18 protein-coding genes and 4 pseudogenes are annotated in these 16,805 nt (G+C 55.7%); 10 read left to right on the plus strand and 12 right to left on the minus strand.

The features are described 5' to 3' along the window. The first annotated feature begins 43 nt into the window (after nt 1-43). A complete protein-coding gene (gene pcsA, locus ACVBEG_RS12135) occupies nt 44-763 on the plus strand; it encodes a phosphatidylcholine synthase (protein ID WP_322179057.1) in 720 nt (239 codons plus the stop codon). Between the two features lie 153 nt (nt 764-916). Here the strand turns inward: pcsA and ACVBEG_RS12140 are convergent, their stop codons facing one another. The 3 genes from ACVBEG_RS12140 to ACVBEG_RS12150 all read right to left on the minus strand — a co-directional run bounded on the left by ACVBEG_RS12140 (nt 917) and on the right by ACVBEG_RS12150 (nt 1,967). Beyond that, on the minus strand, nt 917-1,264 hold the full coding sequence (locus ACVBEG_RS12140) for a hypothetical protein (RefSeq protein WP_322179056.1): 348 nt from the start codon (nt 1,262-1,264) through the stop codon (nt 917-919). A gap of 107 nt (nt 1,265-1,371) precedes the next feature. Then, entirely contained in the window at nt 1,372-1,530 is a 159-nt protein-coding gene (locus tag ACVBEG_RS12145; RefSeq protein WP_447107760.1) for a hypothetical protein, read from the minus strand. Nucleotides 1,531-1,547: 17 nt separating this feature from the next. Beyond that, nucleotides 1,548-1,967, minus strand: coding sequence for a hypothetical protein (locus tag ACVBEG_RS12150; RefSeq protein WP_447107761.1), 420 nt, complete (start codon nt 1,965-1,967; stop codon nt 1,548-1,550). Between the two features lie 63 nt (nt 1,968-2,030). Between ACVBEG_RS12150 and ACVBEG_RS12155 the strand changes: the two genes are divergently transcribed. Further along, entirely contained in the window at nt 2,031-2,411 is a 381-nt protein-coding gene (locus ACVBEG_RS12155) for a MerR family transcriptional regulator (protein ID WP_257604215.1), read from the plus strand. 172 nt (nt 2,412-2,583) lie between these two features. Here the strand turns inward: ACVBEG_RS12155 and ACVBEG_RS12160 are convergent, their stop codons facing one another. Then, nucleotides 2,584-3,474, minus strand: a complete 891-nt coding sequence (locus tag ACVBEG_RS12160) for a LysR family transcriptional regulator (RefSeq protein ID WP_447107762.1) — start codon at nt 3,472-3,474, stop codon at nt 2,584-2,586. A gap of 101 nt (nt 3,475-3,575) precedes the next feature. Here ACVBEG_RS12160 and ACVBEG_RS12165 point away from each other — a divergent pair. Together ACVBEG_RS12165 and ACVBEG_RS12170 are read left to right on the plus strand one after the other, a co-directional pair. After that, nucleotides 3,576-4,570 (plus strand): annotated as a pseudogene (locus ACVBEG_RS12165) (aldo/keto reductase). A gap of 332 nt (nt 4,571-4,902) precedes the next feature. Further along, nucleotides 4,903-5,472: a nucleotidyltransferase family protein gene (locus ACVBEG_RS12170; protein WP_447107763.1), complete on the plus strand. Its 570-nt coding sequence runs from the start codon at nt 4,903-4,905 to the stop codon at nt 5,470-5,472. 313 nt (nt 5,473-5,785) lie between these two features. Here ACVBEG_RS12170 and ACVBEG_RS12175 read toward each other — a convergent pair whose 3' ends face one another. Further along, complete coding sequence (locus ACVBEG_RS12175; protein WP_447107764.1) at nt 5,786-6,199, minus strand: winged helix-turn-helix transcriptional regulator; 414 nt, start codon at nt 6,197-6,199, stop codon at nt 5,786-5,788. A gap of 98 nt (nt 6,200-6,297) precedes the next feature. On the opposite strand from ACVBEG_RS12175, the gene ACVBEG_RS12180 reads away from it, so the two are divergent. The 3 genes from ACVBEG_RS12180 (at nt 6,298) to ACVBEG_RS12190 (ending at nt 8,129) form a co-directional block, all read left to right on the plus strand. Beyond that, on the plus strand, nt 6,298-7,233 hold the full coding sequence (locus ACVBEG_RS12180) for an aromatic alcohol reductase (protein WP_330200767.1): 936 nt from the start codon (nt 6,298-6,300) through the stop codon (nt 7,231-7,233). Nucleotides 7,234-7,411: 178 nt separating this feature from the next. Then, the gene (locus tag ACVBEG_RS12185) at nt 7,412-7,573 is read left to right on the plus strand and encodes a DUF2986 domain-containing protein (protein WP_322179052.1); all 162 of its coding nucleotides are present in this window, start codon (nt 7,412-7,414) and stop codon (nt 7,571-7,573) included. 193 nt (nt 7,574-7,766) lie between these two features. Next, complete coding sequence (locus ACVBEG_RS12190; protein ID WP_322179051.1) at nt 7,767-8,129, plus strand: DUF167 domain-containing protein; 363 nt, start codon at nt 7,767-7,769, stop codon at nt 8,127-8,129. Between the two features lie 175 nt (nt 8,130-8,304). On the opposite strand, the pseudogene ACVBEG_RS12195 reads toward ACVBEG_RS12190, so the two are convergent. Further along, a pseudogene (locus tag ACVBEG_RS12195) lies at nt 8,305-8,925 on the minus strand (DMT family transporter); the annotation flags it as partial. Between ACVBEG_RS12195 and ACVBEG_RS12200 the strand changes: the two are divergent. Next, nucleotides 8,915-9,421 (plus strand): annotated as a pseudogene (locus ACVBEG_RS12200) (IS66 family transposase); the annotation flags it as partial. The pseudogenes ACVBEG_RS12195 and ACVBEG_RS12200 overlap by 11 nt on opposite strands. Before the next feature lie 49 nt (nt 9,422-9,470). On the opposite strand, the gene ACVBEG_RS12205 reads toward ACVBEG_RS12200, so the two are convergent. Beyond that, the gene (locus ACVBEG_RS12205; RefSeq protein ID WP_322179050.1) at nt 9,471-10,085 is read right to left on the minus strand and encodes an FMN-dependent NADH-azoreductase; all 615 of its coding nucleotides are present in this window, start codon (nt 10,083-10,085) and stop codon (nt 9,471-9,473) included. Between the two features lie 139 nt (nt 10,086-10,224). On the opposite strand from ACVBEG_RS12205, the gene ACVBEG_RS12210 reads away from it, so the two are divergent. Next, entirely contained in the window at nt 10,225-11,124 is a 900-nt protein-coding gene (locus tag ACVBEG_RS12210) for a LysR family transcriptional regulator (RefSeq protein WP_447107765.1), read from the plus strand. A gap of 163 nt (nt 11,125-11,287) precedes the next feature. Here ACVBEG_RS12210 and ACVBEG_RS12215 read toward each other — a convergent pair whose 3' ends face one another. The 3 genes and pseudogenes from ACVBEG_RS12215 to ACVBEG_RS12225 form a co-directional block, all read right to left on the minus strand. Continuing rightward, on the minus strand, nt 11,288-12,163 hold the full coding sequence (locus ACVBEG_RS12215) for a DNA/RNA non-specific endonuclease (protein ID WP_323565716.1): 876 nt from the start codon (nt 12,161-12,163) through the stop codon (nt 11,288-11,290). Between the two features lie 148 nt (nt 12,164-12,311). Next, the gene (locus tag ACVBEG_RS12220) at nt 12,312-12,746 is read right to left on the minus strand and encodes a GNAT family N-acetyltransferase (RefSeq protein ID WP_322179014.1); all 435 of its coding nucleotides are present in this window, start codon (nt 12,744-12,746) and stop codon (nt 12,312-12,314) included. A 145-nt stretch (nt 12,747-12,891) separates the two neighbouring features. Then, nucleotides 12,892-12,993 (minus strand): annotated as a pseudogene (locus ACVBEG_RS12225) (nucleotidyltransferase family protein); the annotation flags it as partial. Nucleotides 12,994-13,713: 720 nt separating this feature from the next. Between ACVBEG_RS12225 and ACVBEG_RS12230 the strand changes: the two are divergent. Further along, the gene (locus ACVBEG_RS12230; protein WP_322183135.1) at nt 13,714-13,926 is read left to right on the plus strand and encodes a DUF1059 domain-containing protein; all 213 of its coding nucleotides are present in this window, start codon (nt 13,714-13,716) and stop codon (nt 13,924-13,926) included. A 58-nt stretch (nt 13,927-13,984) separates the two neighbouring features. Here ACVBEG_RS12230 and ACVBEG_RS12235 read toward each other — a convergent pair whose 3' ends face one another. Both ACVBEG_RS12235 and ACVBEG_RS12240 read right to left on the minus strand, forming a co-directional pair. Continuing rightward, nucleotides 13,985-15,316, minus strand: a complete 1,332-nt coding sequence (locus tag ACVBEG_RS12235; protein WP_322179013.1) for an ammonium transporter — start codon at nt 15,314-15,316, stop codon at nt 13,985-13,987. Between the two features lie 145 nt (nt 15,317-15,461). Next, nucleotides 15,462-16,784: an FMN-binding glutamate synthase family protein gene (locus ACVBEG_RS12240; protein ID WP_322216575.1), complete on the minus strand. Its 1,323-nt coding sequence runs from the start codon at nt 16,782-16,784 to the stop codon at nt 15,462-15,464. Nucleotides 16,785-16,805: the final 21 nt, after the last annotated feature.

Consider the following 16,805-nt stretch of genomic DNA (forward strand, 5'->3'; position numbering starts at 1 on the left):
GAGGGTGGTCACCGGACTGCTTTACTTCCTGGAGAACGTCCCCGTGATATCGACTCTACGCATAGCCAGACTCAAAGCATGGGGCGCCCATGGTTTTACCGCCACCGGCGTGGTCACTGCTTTTTTGGCGACCATCGCATTATTCGAGAATCAACCTAAAGCCTGCCTGCTGTGGTTAGGCGTCGCTCTGATAGTGGATGGACTGGACGGTGCGCTGGCCCGCAAGGTCAATGTTCAATCCGTACTGCCGGGTTTCGACGGGTCCGTCCTGGATCTTGTCATCGACTACCTGACGTATGTATTTATCCCGGCCCTGTTCATCTATCGCTATATCCCGCTGCCGGACTACACGCTGCTGCTGACCATATCGCTAATCCTGGTGTCGTCGCTCTTTTGCTTCTGCAACGTGAACATGAAGAGCAAGGACAACTACTTTCAAGGCTTCCCTGCAGCGTGGAACGTCGTCACCCTGTGTATTTACATCATCTCCCCAACGCCCTGGCTAACGCTGATCACCATTATCGGGTTGGCACTATTGACCCTGACCCGGATCAAATTCCTTCACCCCTTCCGCGTCCGTCGGTTCATGCCAATCAACATTGCAGTGACGTCCATTTGGCTACTGTGCAGCCTGTCGCTGGTTGTAAACCATCCCTCCAGCAACCCGATGGTGATAGGGCTGTGGCTCGCGATGTCAGCGTATTTTTTGGGCATCTGCGCCTGGCGCACGTCAGTGGAGTGGCTCGACAGTTCGCGTGCATGAAGATAACGGGGTCAGCGGCAGCAGGCGAACGCTCCACTCGGATTTTTCACACAGTGAATCGCCCCTGATTTTGCAGGCACATCCGAAGAGCTGCTTCCGGCTGATTTGAGCAAATGTCCAAGGCCCGCATTGCGGGCCTTGAATTATTGTGGATTAGAAGGGAAACGGCAGTGGGGAAACCACTGCATTCAGGTGGCTCAGGAAGAGAAAACCGGAAACCAGTACCGCATTGATCGACCAGGCCACCGTTAGAAAGCGAGCGATCTGACCGTACATGGGCTCACCGACATTATCCGCATTGCGCCATACAGCATTGAGCACGCAAGCGGTATAAACCACAAAACTTAGCAACATGAGGCCAAACAGAGACGTGACAACCTGATTAAAGGCCATCAGGATCAGGCCAAACAGTACATTGCTGAGCACTACGCCATAGAGCCAGAAGACCACCCACAGCGGGGTGCTACCCTGCGAGTTCAACCACTGCTGAAGCTTGCTCATCACGTCTCCCAGGGCCACCAATGACCCGCTTGAACCTGGAAGCCCATACGCCTAGACCCAGGTACTGGTTGATGCGGACTTGCCGGGCGCCGCACATGATTTTTAGTCTAGCGTGCTTTTTCCGCCTTGCCCGTGACGGAGTACGGGCAGATCGACACGTCGGCCCGGGCATCGCTGCCTTGCGTCGAGGGTTCGCTGGAGCGGACGCGGAACAGCATGTCGCAGGCTACTTGCCGGACGATGGCCAGAACGCCAACGATGAACACCACGCCGCCAACGGAGATTACCCGACGGCCGCTTCTTTATCGGTCACCGGCGTGCTTTGGGCGATTGCGAAAACCACCTCCAGGAAAGTAGACCCAAGAATCAGGAAGCTTGCGCCATTGGCAACAGCGTAGAGCTGCCACGAAGCAAACAAGCCTCTAGCCAGCGCATCATAAAGTCCAACAGCGCGGCTAGGATGTCTGAGGCGCCACAGCGACCAGACGACCACCACGCTGCCCAGCAAGTTGGCGAAAAGCATTTGGGTTACGTCCAGCGCAGGGACCGGGCGGGCTAGCCCCAAGGCCTCCGATAAAACTGCAAATCCACTCAGACAAAGCGACGCAGTCCAAGGCGTCATGAAGCCCGCCGTCGCCACTAGGTCGTACCAGGCGCTGGTGCAAACGATTTTCAGGTTTTGATTTGCGTTGATCATGTTCATCCCTCACAGTTTGGGCCCTGAGGCTAAAGCCTGGTGTTAGGTCCAGAGTCAATGCGAGAAACCATGAGTATGAGAATCGGAGATGTCGCAAAGCGCACGGGCGTTTCCGTAGACGCTTTGCGGTTTTATGAAGAGAGAGGCCTGATCAAGCCTCAGCGGACCGCCAATGGCTACCGGCTCTACCCGCAGGAAACATTGCAACTGCTGGGGTACATCAAACTGGCGCAACAGTTAGGGTTTTCCTTAACAGAAATCGGTGAGAACCTGCCATTGCTGTGGAGTACCGAAGGTGAGTCCAGCGATCATCTGGCAGAGTTGTTCGCACAAAAGATCGCTTTGCTGGACGAGCGTATGGCTCAGATGCAGGCACTGCGAAATGTGCTTGCTGAGCGAGCACAGCAAGTGTGTCCGCTGTTGGATCGCGCCATCAGTACGGCGTCGTGATCGGCAGCCAACGCCCCATTGCCGCCCCTCGGTGCGATGAGTTTGATGCCAGCACATGGACATTCATATCCGATGCGCGAATGCACAATCGGGTCTTGGCGCTACGAGACAGTCGCCTCACTGCGAATTCAGATCAAGCCGCCACCTTCGGCCTTCCACAGCCCGATACCATTCACCGGTTTTCTGGAGGCCGCAACGCCTCCACGACCAACATCAATGCCGGCGAGGCACGTCGACTGGCGTAGTAGGCGTGGTAGCCGGTAAACGTTGTCGCCCACTCGTCGAGCACCGACAACAGCCTACCCTCCGCAACGTGTTGCTCGACAGCGCCGAGGGGCAGCCAGGCCAGGCCGTTCCCGGACAGTGCTGCAGCGACGATCAGTTCGTTTGAGTTGAAGATGAGCCGACCTGTTACGTGGGCGTTGAGGGTTTTCTGGAGGCGAGAGAACTCCCATTTCAGAAGACCTCCGTGAGATGCCAGGCGCAATCCAATGCAGTCGTGCTGGGTGAGGTCCTGCGGGGAAAGCGGTCGAGGATGACGTAAGAAGTAGTCGGGGCTGCCCACCACGGCCATGCGCATGTCAGGCGCGATGCGCACGGCGATCATATCCTTGGCCACGTCGCCACCCAAACGCACGCCGATGTCAAAGCGCTCGGCCACGATATCAGTGAAACGGTTATCGCCGCAGATCTCCACATTGATATCGGGGTACATGGGGAGCCATGGCTGAAGCCTGGGCCAAATCAGGGTTCGCATCGAGTGTTCGGTCGCCGTGATACGCACTGTGCCGGCCGGCTTGCCGCGCATCTCGCCCAGAACAGCGAGCTCTGCTTCGATGTCCGCGAAGCGGGGCATTACGGTTTGGTACAAGCGTTCGCCCGCTTCGGTGGGAGCAACGCTGCGCGTGGTCCGGTTGAGAAGCTTCAGGTCCAGTCTCCGTTCCAAAGTGCGGATGGTCTGGCTGAGCGCGGATTGCGTCACCCCTAGCTGTGCGGCCGCGCGGGTGAAACTGCCCGCGCGTACCACGGCCGCAAAACTGGCCAAGTCATCGAAGCGCGCCATTGATAAGCCTACCTACTAAGTGCATGTCGATTCAGCAGTCTAGTCATTCCGAGGCAGGCTGCCTAAAGTAATTGTCATCGGTTAACGACAAGGACACGCACATGAAAACACGTCAACTGGGCCACAATGGTCTCACCGTTTCGGCGCTCGGTCTGGGCTGCATGGGCATGAGCGCCAACTACGGCCCTCCGGCCGACAAGCAAGAGATGTCGCGCTGATCCGTATGGCGGTAGAGAGAGGCGTCACATTCTTCGACACGGCCGAGGTCTATGGCCCATTCGTCAATGAAGAGCTTGTTGGCGAGGCGCTCGCGCCGTTCAAGGGCCAGGTTTCCATTGCCACCAAGTTCGGCTTCGACCTCGACACGGAGACGGCACAGCGCCGAGGCGGACTGGACAGCCGGCCCGAGCACATAAAGGCGGTCGCGGAAGCCTCGCTACGGCGCCTCAAGATTGACGCAATTGATCTGTTCTACCAGCACCGCGTCGACCCGGCCGTGCCTATCGAAGATGTGGCCGGAGCGGTCAAGGACCTGATCGCGCAAGGCAAGGTTCACCACTTCGGCCTCTCGGAGCCAGCAGCGGCCACGGTTCGCCGAGCGCATGCCGTGCAGCCGGTGACAGCGGTCCAGAGCGAATACTCCCTGTTCTTCCGGGGACCGGAAGCCGAAATGCTGCCGACGCTCGAAGAACTCGGCATCGGTTTCGTACCCTTCAGCCCATTGGGTGCGGGCTTCCTGACCGGCAAAATGGACGAGAACACACGGTTCGACAGTTCCGACTTCCGCTCGCGTGTTCCGCGCCTCGCTCCAGAAGCGCTCAAGGCGAATCTGGCGCTGGTCGATCTGCTGCGCGACGTCGCGCTGCGCAAGGATGCGACGCCTGCACAAATAGCACTCGCGTGGCTATTGGCGCAAAAGCCATGGATTGTGCCCATTACCGGAACGACCAAATTGCATCGGCTCGACGAGAACCTCGGCGCGATGGCAGTGGAGCTCACCGGCGATGACCTGCGAATGATTGATTCGGCCGCGTCAAAGATCGTGGTGCAGGGTGCCCGGTTGCCCGAAGCCGTACTACGAATGACAGGCGGTTAATAACCGCCTACTGCACATCAGCGAGCGGCGATACCGTCGAAATCATGACTCCCGGTATTTTTTCTAAGCAAAAAGAGAATTGACCGTGCCCCATGTAATCGTCATCTCTACCCCACTCGCGAGAGATGATTGATCGATCCTCGGGGTGAGGGATACCGGCACATGATTGAGGTATCGGCGGGTAAAAACGCCGCGACACCCCGGACGAAGTTGGCACTGTCGGCGCGCTGCTTATGGCCCCGAGCGTGTAAAAGGGCTGTCCTTCGCGAAATTTTATTATGCTTTGATGTATTGTCGGTCGCTCGGGCTCGATCGACTCCAAAGGGATAAAAATGACATTGACTGTCGAAAGGTTGGTCAGGATAGCAATGGCCAATCCAATAATCGCTGAAATTACCTTACGTTTACCCTCACTCGGTTTGAGTCAATGCATGCTCACTGCGGGCTGTCTGTTCCAAGCCGTCTGGAATCATCAGTCGCACCTGCCGTCAGCGTGGGGAGTGAAGGATTACGACGTTTTTTACTTCGACAATGATCTGTCTTGGGAGGCCGAGAATGAGGTCATCAACTCGGCTCAGCGTCTCTTCCAAGACCTTGACGTTAACGTTGATATCAAGAATCAGGCTCGCGTCCACCTTTGGTACAGTCAGCGGTTTGGCAGGTCTTATCCTCAACTTCTGTCGGTTAAAGACGGTATTGATCGTTACCTGATTGCGGGTACGTGTATTGGGCTGGATGCTGAAACGGGTGAGATCTATGCGCCCTACGGCTTGGCCGACGTCGAGCAGGAGGTTCTTCGTATCAATCCCAAAAATCACCAGCCAGACTTGTTCGAGCAGAAGGCGAACAGTTATCAAGCTCGCTGGCCTTGGCTCAGGATCATAGAAACCGACATTACATAAAGACCGTACATCATCACGGTACCGTTGAATCGAGACACGTCGGCAGATACTGGCCGACCGGTTCATCATCCCGCGAGCCTGCTGAATATCTACATATACAACTATCTCAACCGTTTTCAGTCGAGCTGGCGCCTGGAGCGAGAAACCCGGGGAAGCCACCATCGCACAATTGGGCAAGCGTCTCAAAGCGCAGGCATCGCCAATGCCGGCGGGACGTTCAGTACCGATCTACACATCACGCCATTCGAACTCGATGGGTTTATTCAGGATCGATTTCTGTCAATTGTGACAAGCAGGAGCCGGCCAAGAGCAGTCACTTTGTACCCGTCAAATTTTCAGAGCCGTAGAGAATACGAGCATCACGAAAGTTTTCAGCGTTTTCGGCGACCCACATCCATAACGGAATCATCCGCGCAAGAAGTCCATACCCCAGTTCCGACAATTCATAGTCGACACGCGGTGGTATTTCGCCGTAATCCCGACGTAAAACCAAACCGTCCCTTTCCAGCTGTCGCAAGCTGCGAGTCAGCATTCGTTGCGTCACCCCATTCATACGCCTACCTATTTCCGCATGCCGCAACGGCCCTTCCACACCTAATGTGTGGACGATTCCCAAAGACCAGCGATTACCTGCGTGAGTGAGCACTTCTCGCTTCAATCCGTCGTCTTCTGCACTCAATGCTTCGCACGCGGTTTGAGATTGCCTGATGATTTCTTCGTTATCCATTCGCCCCCCAGGATCACTCGTGTGCCTACTTATGAGCAGGCCCCAATGATGACAGGATAACAACCACTCACCATTGAACAGCAAACTGGAGGAAGTTTATGCACGCGGTAATTCCTGGAGAAACGGTCAATATTCTGGTGCTGGGGGCTGGGGAGCTCGGCATGTCTGTACTGCGCGAGCTTGCTATGGTCGCGTCAAGCAAAGGTGGCGCTCGCATTACTGTACTGCTGCGTCCATCGGCGGTCACCACTCAAGACGCTTCAAAGATGCACGCGATTGCAGAATTGCGTGGGCTAGGCATAGACACTTTGCAGGCTGATGTCATTCACGATTCAGTTGAAGAACTTGCAGAGCATTTCGGCCGATTCGACACGGTTGTCAGTTGCGTAGGTTTTATCGCAGGAGCCGGCACTCAGCTGAAGCTTGCGCGCGCCGCGCTTGTGTCAGGCGTAAAGCGCTATGTGCCTTGGCAATTTGGGGTGGACTACGACGTCATCGGCAAAGGCAGTCCGCAGGATCTGTTTGATGAGCAACTTGAGGTCCGCGAGCTACTGCGTGCGCAACGCACTACCGAATGGATCATCATTTCGACCGGGATGTTCACAAGCTTCCTGTTCGAGCCAGCGTTTGGCGTGGTTGATCTTGCACAGAATACGGTTCATGCGCTAGGCAGCTGGGACACCCAGGTCACCGTAACAACGCCGAAGGACATAGGAATGCTGACGGCGAAGATTATATTCGCCGACCCACGCCTCGCTAACGAGGTGATTTTCATCGCTGGAGACACCCTGACCTATACACAATTGGCGGACACAGTTGATGCAACACTCAATCGCACAGTATCTCGCGTCGAATGGAGCGTTCCCAAACTGAACAACGATCTCGCTGCTGCTCCAGACGAACAGATGCGAAAGTATCGAGCCGTGTTCGCTGAAGGCAAAGGAGTCGCTTGGGATAAGCACAACACTTTCAATGCTGCAAACGGTATTGATCTGATGACGGCGGCGGATTGGATCGAGCAGAATCTGAAGTGAATAAGGCAAGCTTCTGTCTTGGTCATTCCGCCAGGGGCGGTCATTCGGAGGCTTTCAGGATGCCAGGGGCGATTCATCGCCTATTTTCAAGGTTATGCACTAATTGCGCACCACAGGGATCTGGCCCAATATTTCAAGCTGATATCATGCAAGAACTTACAAACCGAGCAAAAGAAATATGAATCGTCGTAAAAAAATAAAACAGTTATTAAAGGCTCACGCCAAAAAGGCCAGTGACAAATTGGCACCGCCAAGCAAGTCTAAATACATTAATAAAGCTGACCGATTGAAGCTAGCGGCTGAATCCAGTCACGACTCAATCATTTCTTCTGAGAGCTGATCTATGTAGCTTATGCACCACCGGAATTTACAAATTTGATTGGGCTATTCATTCCGATGGCACGTACCGCAAGGACGCGGCCTAACAACCCATTCAAGCCGAAGCCGCTTCGCAGCTCTGAATCGAACCAGATATGCACCATTTGATGTCTATTTACAGCTAGGCATTTTTATCCGACCTCTGCAGGATCCATGTGAAAAAAGCACGAGCAATTACCAGTAAAAAATCCTCCGGCCGTGGCGTTGAGATGTCCTCGTTTTGTGGGTGGGATGGAGAGGTTCTAGTTCTGAACATACTTGGAACTCCGAGTGCAAAAAAGGATGCCATCGGCAAGGCGAAAGGAAGTCAACTCAAGGTTAGCGTCACTGCCGCACCCGTAGCAGGCAGGGCGACTGACCACATGGTCAAGTTTCTCGCCCGAGAGTTTGACGTCTCGGTTTCTGACATCACGGTTGTGTTCGGTCGTTTTAATTTGAACAAGCAGATGCGTATAAGGGCGCCCGGAAGCTTACCTGCCGTAGTGGCCAAGGCCCTGGCGGAAGAAAAAAATACCTGACCATTCGCTAAAAGCCCGACGCGCCCTAATGAATCGCCCTGCTGTCATGGACTGTTCCAGTGTCCGCTTGCCGACAAGACAGCAACTGCCAGGGATCGCTGGTTCTGCCGGTCGAGCCTTGAAGATAAAGTACCCAATCACTCCTGCGTTGCAAGGCAACTTTGGCCATGAGCGGCTACTTGGAAAATCTTCTCGCTCCAGCAACGCAGAGGATCACGGCAACGGTTACCCCCAGCATGCCAATGCTGACCTGCTCGTGAAGTAATGTGGCCGCCAGCGCCAATCCAAAGAAAGGCTGTAGAAGCTGAAGCTGTCCAACGGCAGCAATACCCCCTTGGGCAAGCCCGCGATACCAAAATACGAAACCGATCAGCATGCTGAAGAGCGAGACGTAAGCCAGGCTTCACCATACAGGCGTAGTGATCCCCGAGAACGAATTGGGTCTCAGGAACCAAGTCAGCGGTGCCACAACAGGTGTCGAAATAACCAATGCCCAGGAAATTACCTGCCAACCTCCCAGTGTTCTGGAAAGCTTCGCCCCTTCGGCATAACCAAGACCACATGCAAGGACTGCCAACAGCATCAGAATGTCTCCTTCGGCAGACGCTGTCAGACCCTGGAAAAAGGCGAACCCCATAACCAGCACGCTTCCCAGAACCGAAAAAAACCAGAACGCAGGCCGAAGGCGCTCGCCACCACGCAAAACACCGAAAACGGCTGTGGCGAGCGGCAACAGACCAAGAAAGATGATGGAATGCGCGGACGTCACAGACTGTAGAGCCAGCGCAGTCAACAAGAGCCAGCTCGCCGAACAGGCCTTGCGCTACATCCAGCAGCTGTACGAAATCGAGCTTGAAGTCTACGATCTGGAGCCGGATTTACGCCGTCGAATACGGAAAGAAAAAGCCATACCGGTGATGGACGCTTTGCATGCCTGGATGATCGCCCAGCGCCTACTTGTGCACGACGGCTCGGCGATCAGCAAGGCTTTGGATTACAGCCTCAAACGCTGGACGGCGTTGTCTCGCTATCTCGAAGACGGGGCCGTACCCATTGACAATAATTGGGCCGAAAACCAGATTCGGCCGTGGGCGCTAGGTCGCAAGAATTGGCTGTTTGCGGGCTCGCTGCGCAGCGGCAAACGGGCAGCGGCGATCATGAGTTTGATCCAATCGGCGCGACTCAACGGGCATGATCCGTATGCTTATTTGAAGGTCGTCCTCACGCGCCTGCCAACGCAGCGGGCGAGTGAAATCGATCAGTTGCTGCCGCATAAGTGGATGCCCGTTTAACCACGCGAAGTCGATAGAGCAGAATCGTATGGGCTAGGAGAAATGCTGTCTAAACCAGCGACTTTTGAATTTGATGATCAAATGTATCTAGAAAATCGTGCATGCTGATTTCTCCGAGATCTACAGCTTTAGCGCCGCCGGCCGCAATAAAGGTGACGTCAGTGATACCCAGGACATTCAGGATCAGTTTCAAATATTGGGTCGCAATGTCACGGTCTCTAATCGGAGAGTCGTGGGTGTAGACACCGCCCGAGGCGAGCAGCACCGTTGCCTTTTTACCGGTCACCAGCCCTTTACCATCAAAGCCCAAGGTCAGGCCTTTACGTACCACGTGATCCACCCACGCCTTCAGCGCCGCAGGGACGTTATAGTTGTAGACCGGCGTTGAAATAACCAGGTGATCGGTTTCCAGCAACTCGGCCACAAGCTCATCGGATAGCTGCAACACAGCTTTCATTTCAGGCGAATGTTGGGTTTGCGGGGTGAAGTAAGCCTGTAACCAGGGAGCGGTCACAAACGTAAGTTGAGTGTCCGTTAGATCCCGTATTTTGACCACGCCGCCTGGGTGTGCAGTTTCCCACGCGGCCACAAATTGGCGCGTGAGCTGCCGGGAGATTGAAGCCTCTCCACGTGGACTGGTTTCAATGGAGAGAAGCCTGGACATGAAAGTAACTCCTGCGCGGTGACGCGGCGGTATGTTTTGCGTTGTCGCTTTAGGCGATGTGCTACACACTCTACCCAATGCGATCTCTACGCAGGAGTGATGTAAATATGATTGAATCCATCTGTTTAAGTGATGGGTCATGATCGGAAATCTCAGCTTGGATCAGTTGCGGATCCTTGTAACCATTGCTGATACAGGCAGTTTCTCGGCAACGGGACGTCACCTGCGGCGTGCTCAATCTGCCATTAGCCAGTCGATTGCCACACTTGAGTCAGTTCAAGGTGTGAGGCTGTTTGATCGGAGCGGCCATCGTCCAACTATCACTGAGGTAGGTCGAGTGCTAGTGGTTCAAGCGCGCGCTGTGCTGGCAAGCGCTGCCCAGTTTGAAGCAATGGCCGCCAGTACCGCAGCAGGGGTTGAGCCGGAGTTAGCTCTCGCCATAGACCCTTTAGTCCCTAGCGCACCGCTCATCGAAAGCCTCCGCGCTCTCCGTGAGGCTTTCCCGCATCTGGCCGTGAGTTTTTCTACTGAAGGCTTGGGCGGCGCAGAGCGACGATTGCGCAACGGCAATGCCGCGCTGGCGCTTTGCACATTGATTCCGACAGTGCCCGACGATGTCATCGCACTGCCGCTGCTGAGTGTCGACTTGAGGCCAGTAGTCGCCAGCGGGCATCCGCTGGCCATGTTAGGCCGTCGGGTAACAAGTGCAGACATCAAGCCTTTTGTGCAACTGGTACTTTCCGATCCGGTCGCTCCCGACGGCCCTAGCTATGGGGTGACGGGCAGCCACCAGTGGCGGTTTGTAGATCTGGCACGACGGCTGGATTTTTTGCTCGCCGGGTTCGGCTGGTGCCGAATGCCGGAGCATCTCATCGCGGATCATCTGACTTCAGGACGCCTCGTGCCGCTTGAGTTAACCGCCGAACTTCAGCGCACACCAGACACACTGACGATCTACGCAGCGCACATGCAAGATCGCGCTTTAGGCAAAGCGGGCCGATGGCTTCTGAATGATCTGACCCGTCGTCTGTGCATGTGATGATACAAAGACGACTAACGTCAGCGGTTTGGTTACCCCGTTAGCCAAAGGGCTGATGCGGTTGATCGAACCGGTTGTGCAGGGACTGCCCGAGCCGTGATCGTCTGTGCGTATTTCGCAAGCCAAGGTGTGAGCCTGCCCGCTTACCGTGGACTCTCGAAGATCAAGAACGAACCACCGAACCAGAGACCGGTAGGTTCTCCAACAGGTTGAGTCCAGTGGTTTTCACGAATGTCTCATAGTCCATGGGTCTCTCGATGCGGGTTTCCGCGTTGGGTAACACATAGGCCCAGGCCCGCTTGGACGAAGCGTCGTAGACCAGCTTGAACAGGCGAGTAGGTACCCAGACCTTGTTGTCGCCAATAGTGGTATGGCCAGCGTCAAAGAGCGGTCCGGTAAAGACGAAGACATTGCCATCGGCTCGCTTCGCGAACTTTCTGACATCAGACTCGACCTTGCTCCAGATCTTTCGGTTATTGGTGGGGTCTTGCGGCACCATGTTCGAAAGCGCAAAGGACTGGGCCATTGCATTCGGATTCGGTGCATCTGCTGCCGGAGACTGATGACCACGATCCACTGCCGGATGTTGGCCACGGTAGTCACTCAACTCTGCCCGCCCGCTCTTGGGAATACGTGGGTCCGGATAGAACTGATTGGTTCGTTCCTCTCCCTTGGCATCATTTAGCTGGGCTGAATTAAGGCGCTCAACTACAACCATCGGCGTCTTGCTGGTTTGCGAGTACAGCACCGCAAAGTTGTCGGAACACAGGGCCAAAGGCTTCATCGCTGCTGGCACAGTAGCCATGCTTATCGGCTTGGCTGCCGGGAACAGGTCGGCACACCCATCAAACGATGCCTGTTTCTCTTTGCTTGAATAGAGGTCAATCGCCACGCTCTGGCTGATTGAGCCAGAGCGATGCCCTTGCTCTTGATGCTGGCTGGGCGGGTTGATGAAGTCCAGCAGGCTGCGAGCTTCTGCCGCACCCGTCGTGAACAAAATAAGGGCCGACAGCCCCACTGCAATTTTGCGTAGGTTCATGCTTAACATCTTCGAATTGGATTGAGGAGGATACTTACGACAAAGCCCCGAGTCACGGGGCTTGAGGGGAAGCGGTTCTGATTATGCTGCGGCGAGCATGTTTTCAATATCCTTTATCACACGACTGATTCTGGTTCGGTCTACTCGATCATGCGTTCTCATTATTTGATCGGGTAAACGAATACCGATCGATATCAGACCTAAGCTGCCAACCTTGGCTGTGCCAATAGTCAGCAGCTGTCGTATTTGTCTTGAACACGTCGAGATGACATTTAAGTATTCCGTGTTTCTCAAGAGTTGAAAGACAGCGCTCCACCAACGCGTTTGCTATGCCTTGACGCCGATACTGGGGAAGGACAATCAAATGCTGCAAATATCCTCTGCGGCCGTCGTGTCCAGACATGATGCAACCGCAAAGAGCGGTTCCGGCTTCAGCAACGAAGCTCATCCCGGGATTTCGTTCTAAATAACTCGAGGTCGATTCACGAGAGTCCGCTGCACGAAAGGAGATGCCTGGAGTACGCTTCATGAGGTCGATGACGGCATCGTAATCGTCCATAGTCATGACACGGATATTGATCATAGGGTTGAGCCTGGCTTTGCTAATTTCCGGGCTTGGCAGACTAGCAGAAACAACTCAGACGTTTTCCAAACGACCACTCTCCCAACATGCATCTGAAGGCACAGCGCTGAAATCGCAGCTCCCGAGAGCCAGTCCAGGCTCGCGGCATGGACTGACTCAAACCGAGTGAAGGCAAGCGTGAGGTAATTTGAGCGTTTATTGGATTGGCCATTGCTATCCTGACCAACCTTTCATCAGTCAACGTCATTTTCATCCCTTCGGATAGTCTTCCACGGCCCCGTCATAGGCCGAGATATCGCCGCAGTCTCGCGGGATAGTAGCTTTCCATCTTGCCCCCCTTCCCCCGGATCAAAATCGTTCTAAAAAATCCGGCTAACGCTTAGGACTTTTTGCTATTCTGAAGTTGTAGGTGAAGACGCAGACTGATGCGCAAGAGGATAGCAAGGAAACGTGGGGCGCGTTCCGAAGGGTACACGGTTAGAAAGATCTCCGCGCTGAGATCCAGCCCTTACGCCGTGTGAAGCAGAAAGGCACAAAACTTTTCTGTGAGAGGCCTGATAAACCTTGTAAGCCGGAGACCAGCGCCGGCCACCTACTTGATTTTCAAAGCCCGCCATGTGCGGGCTTTTTCGTAGTGCGCCAAGCGATTCTCAGGAAGATTGTTTATGCCCATTGAGACCTTGCGCAGAGGGTGGACTGTCCACCCACGGCCGCGCCGCGCCGCGCCCAAGGCTTACACGTAGCGGCTTTCGTTTTTTTAAACCTTATTTCCGTCCTCGAATAGCCAACTCAAATGTTGGGTGAACGCCTCCTGTCTCTTCAAGAAACCCAAACTTGGCACCCGCTCTATACTTTAAAAATGATTACGCTTGATGCCACGCGCAGTCGTGTTCAATGTATTCCGCGCAATGTGTCGAGCGGTCGTTCACGCAGGCTTCTTGGCCTGCCTTCTTATGAGGAGAACATCATGGCCCGCAAATACATCGATTGCCGCGAATTCCCGAGCGAAATCAACTGCTCGATCGCGCTATCCGCAGACTCTGAAAAAGAATTGCTTGAGGCGGCTGCACAGCATGCGGTCACTGTTCATAAGCATACCGATTCACCGGAGTTACGCGCACAACTGAAGACTCTATTTCACGACGGCACACCGCCTGTTGAATCACCACGTCACGCGTAGCCTTTGGCACCTTGTCAAAACGCCCCACTCCGTGAGGCGTTTCGACTCCCTCTATCAATTAAACGTTATACGCCCGCTCATCATGCTCCGCGAGGTCAAGCCCCATCGTTTCGTTCTCTTCGCTGGCACGCAGGCCTATGGTCCACTCCAGCACTTTGAGGAGGGTCATGCTCACGACAAAGCAGTAAACGAAGGTGAAGCTGACGCCCTTCAATTGGGTCAGTAGCTGAGCACCGATGTCCAGGTTCTCGACATAACCGCCCAACGAAGGAGACGCGAATACTGCGGTCAGTAGTGCGCCGACGATTCCGCCGATGCCGTGCAGACTGAACACGTCCAGCGTGTCGTCATAACCCAGTTTCTGCTTGAGCTGGCTGACGCCGAAGAAACACACCGCGCCGGTGATCAAGCCTATTGCAATGGCGCCCGCCGGACCAACATAGGCACAGGCTGGGGTGATGCCGACAAGACCGGCCAAAGCACCGGATGCCGCGCCCAAGGCACTGGGACGGCCATGAATCAGGGTTTCGGTGAGCATCCAGCCGACAACACCTGCGCAGGCTGCGACTTGGGTCGTGAGCATGATGATACCCGCGCCAGTATTCACCGCAGCGCCCGAACCAATGTTGAAGCCGAACCAGCCAACCCACAGCAAACCGGCCCCCATCAGGGTGAAGCCCAGGTTATGCGGGGGCATGGCAAGGTTCGGGTAACCTTTGCGCTTGCCCAGTACCAGGCACGCCGCCAGCGCCGCAACGCCCGCATTGATATGCACCGCAGTGCCGCCGGCGAAATCCAGAACGCCCCAGTTGACCATCAACCCCCCAGGTCCGCCCCAGATCATGTGTGCGATAGGCGCATAGACGAAGGTGAACCACAGCGCCATAAACGCCACGGCCGCGCTGAACTTCATGCGTTCGGCGAAACCACCGGCAATCAGCGCCGGCGTGATGATCGCAAAGGACATCTGAAACACGCTGTAGACGCCTTCGGGAATGTTGCCCACCAGACTGTCATGGGTCATGTCGAGCATGAATACCTTGCTCAAGCCGCCGATGAAGCTGTGCAGATTGACTTCACCAGCGACCATCCCCGTCGCATCAACGACGATGCTGTAGCCGTAGACCACCCACAGCACGCCGATCACGCCAGCGACCGCGAACAACTGGGTGAACACCGAAAGAAAGTTCTTGGCCCGGACCATGCCGCCATAAAACAACGCCAGGCCCGGAATACACATCAACAACACGAACATCGTCGCGGTCATCATCCAGGCGGTGGTGCCGGTGTCCAGAGTAACGTCGGCTGCCGAGGCCAATGGCGACAAGCTCAATGCGAGCAGCGCCAGGGTCGTCCTTGAAAGAGGTCGTATAAACGAGTCAGAAATCATAGTCAGCAAGCTCCATAAACAGGGAAGTCGACACAAGGGACTGGCAGAAAGAGGGATCGCGAGGCCCTGCAGGCTCGCGGTGCATACGGATCTGTGCCCGTTGGCAGCTAGAGAAAACGCCGCCCATCACGGCGGCGTCGAAAAGTCAGTATTTTTGACCCGGTATCCACGAGGTCCCGGCCAATGGCACGCGGGCCATGGCGGCGGCTTCGACGGTCAAGGCCACCAGGTCCTCGGGGTCGAGGTTGTGCAGGTGTGACTTGCCGCAGGCACGGGCCATGGTCTGTGCTTCGAGGACCAATACTCGCAGGTAGTTAGCCAAGTGACGCCCCCCTTCCACAGGATCCAGACGCTTCGACAGCTCCGGGTCCTGAGTGGTGATGCCCGCCGGGTCACGACCGTTCTGCCAGTCGTCATAGAACCCCGCCGCCGAGCCGAGCTTGCGCAATTCCTCGTCCAGACGCGGATGGTTGTCACCCAGTGCGATCAACGCCGCCGTACCGATGGCCACCGCATCAGCGCCGAGGGCCATGGCTTTTGCCACGTCGGCACCGTTACGGATACCGCCAGAGACGATCAGTTGCACCTTGCGGTGCATGCCCATTTCCTGCAACGCCTGAACCGCTTGCGGGATAGCCGGCAGAATCGGGATGCCAACGTGCTCAATGAACACTTCCTGAGTCGCTGCGGTACCGCCTTGCATGCCGTCGAGCACGATCACGTCGGCACCGGCTTTAACCGCGAGTTTGACGTCGTAGTACGGACGGCTGGCGCCGATTTTGACGTAGATCGGTTTCTCCCAATCGGTGATTTCACGGATCTCTGCAATTTTGATCGCCAGGTCGTCCGGGCCAGTCCAGTCCGGGTGACGGCAGGCGCTGCGCTGGTCGACACCGATGGGCAATGTGCGCATGCCGGCGACACGTTCGGTGACTTTCATCCCCAGCAACATACCGCCACCACCTGGCTTGGCGCCCTGCCCCAGGACGATTTCGATGGCATCCGCCTTGCGCAGGTCATCGGGGTTCATGCCGTAACGCGATGGCAGGTACTGATAGACCAGATGCTCGGACTGACCGCGCTCTTCCGGGGTCATACCGCCATCACCCGTGGTGGTGCTGGTCCCGGCGATGGTCGCGCCCCGGCCCAATGCTTCTTTGGCGTTGGCCGACAGTGCACCGAAGCTCATGCCCGCGATGGTTATCGGGATTTTCAAGTGCAGGGGTTTCTTGGCGAAGCGATTGCCGAGGATTACGTCAGTGCCGCACTTTTCGCGATAGCCTTCCAGCGGGTAACGGGAAACACTGGCTCCCAGCAGCAGCAAGTCATCGAAATGCGGCAGCTTGCGCTTGGTGCCGCCCCCGCGAATGTCGTAGATGCCGGTTTCGGCGGCACGCTGGATTTCCTGAATGGTCAGACGGTCGAAGGTCGCGGATTCGCGCAGGACCGGAGTGGGTTTGTCGCTCATGGTGTACTCCTTGATACGCGA

The sequence above is a fragment of the Pseudomonas sp. GG8 genome (assembly GCF_052976945.1).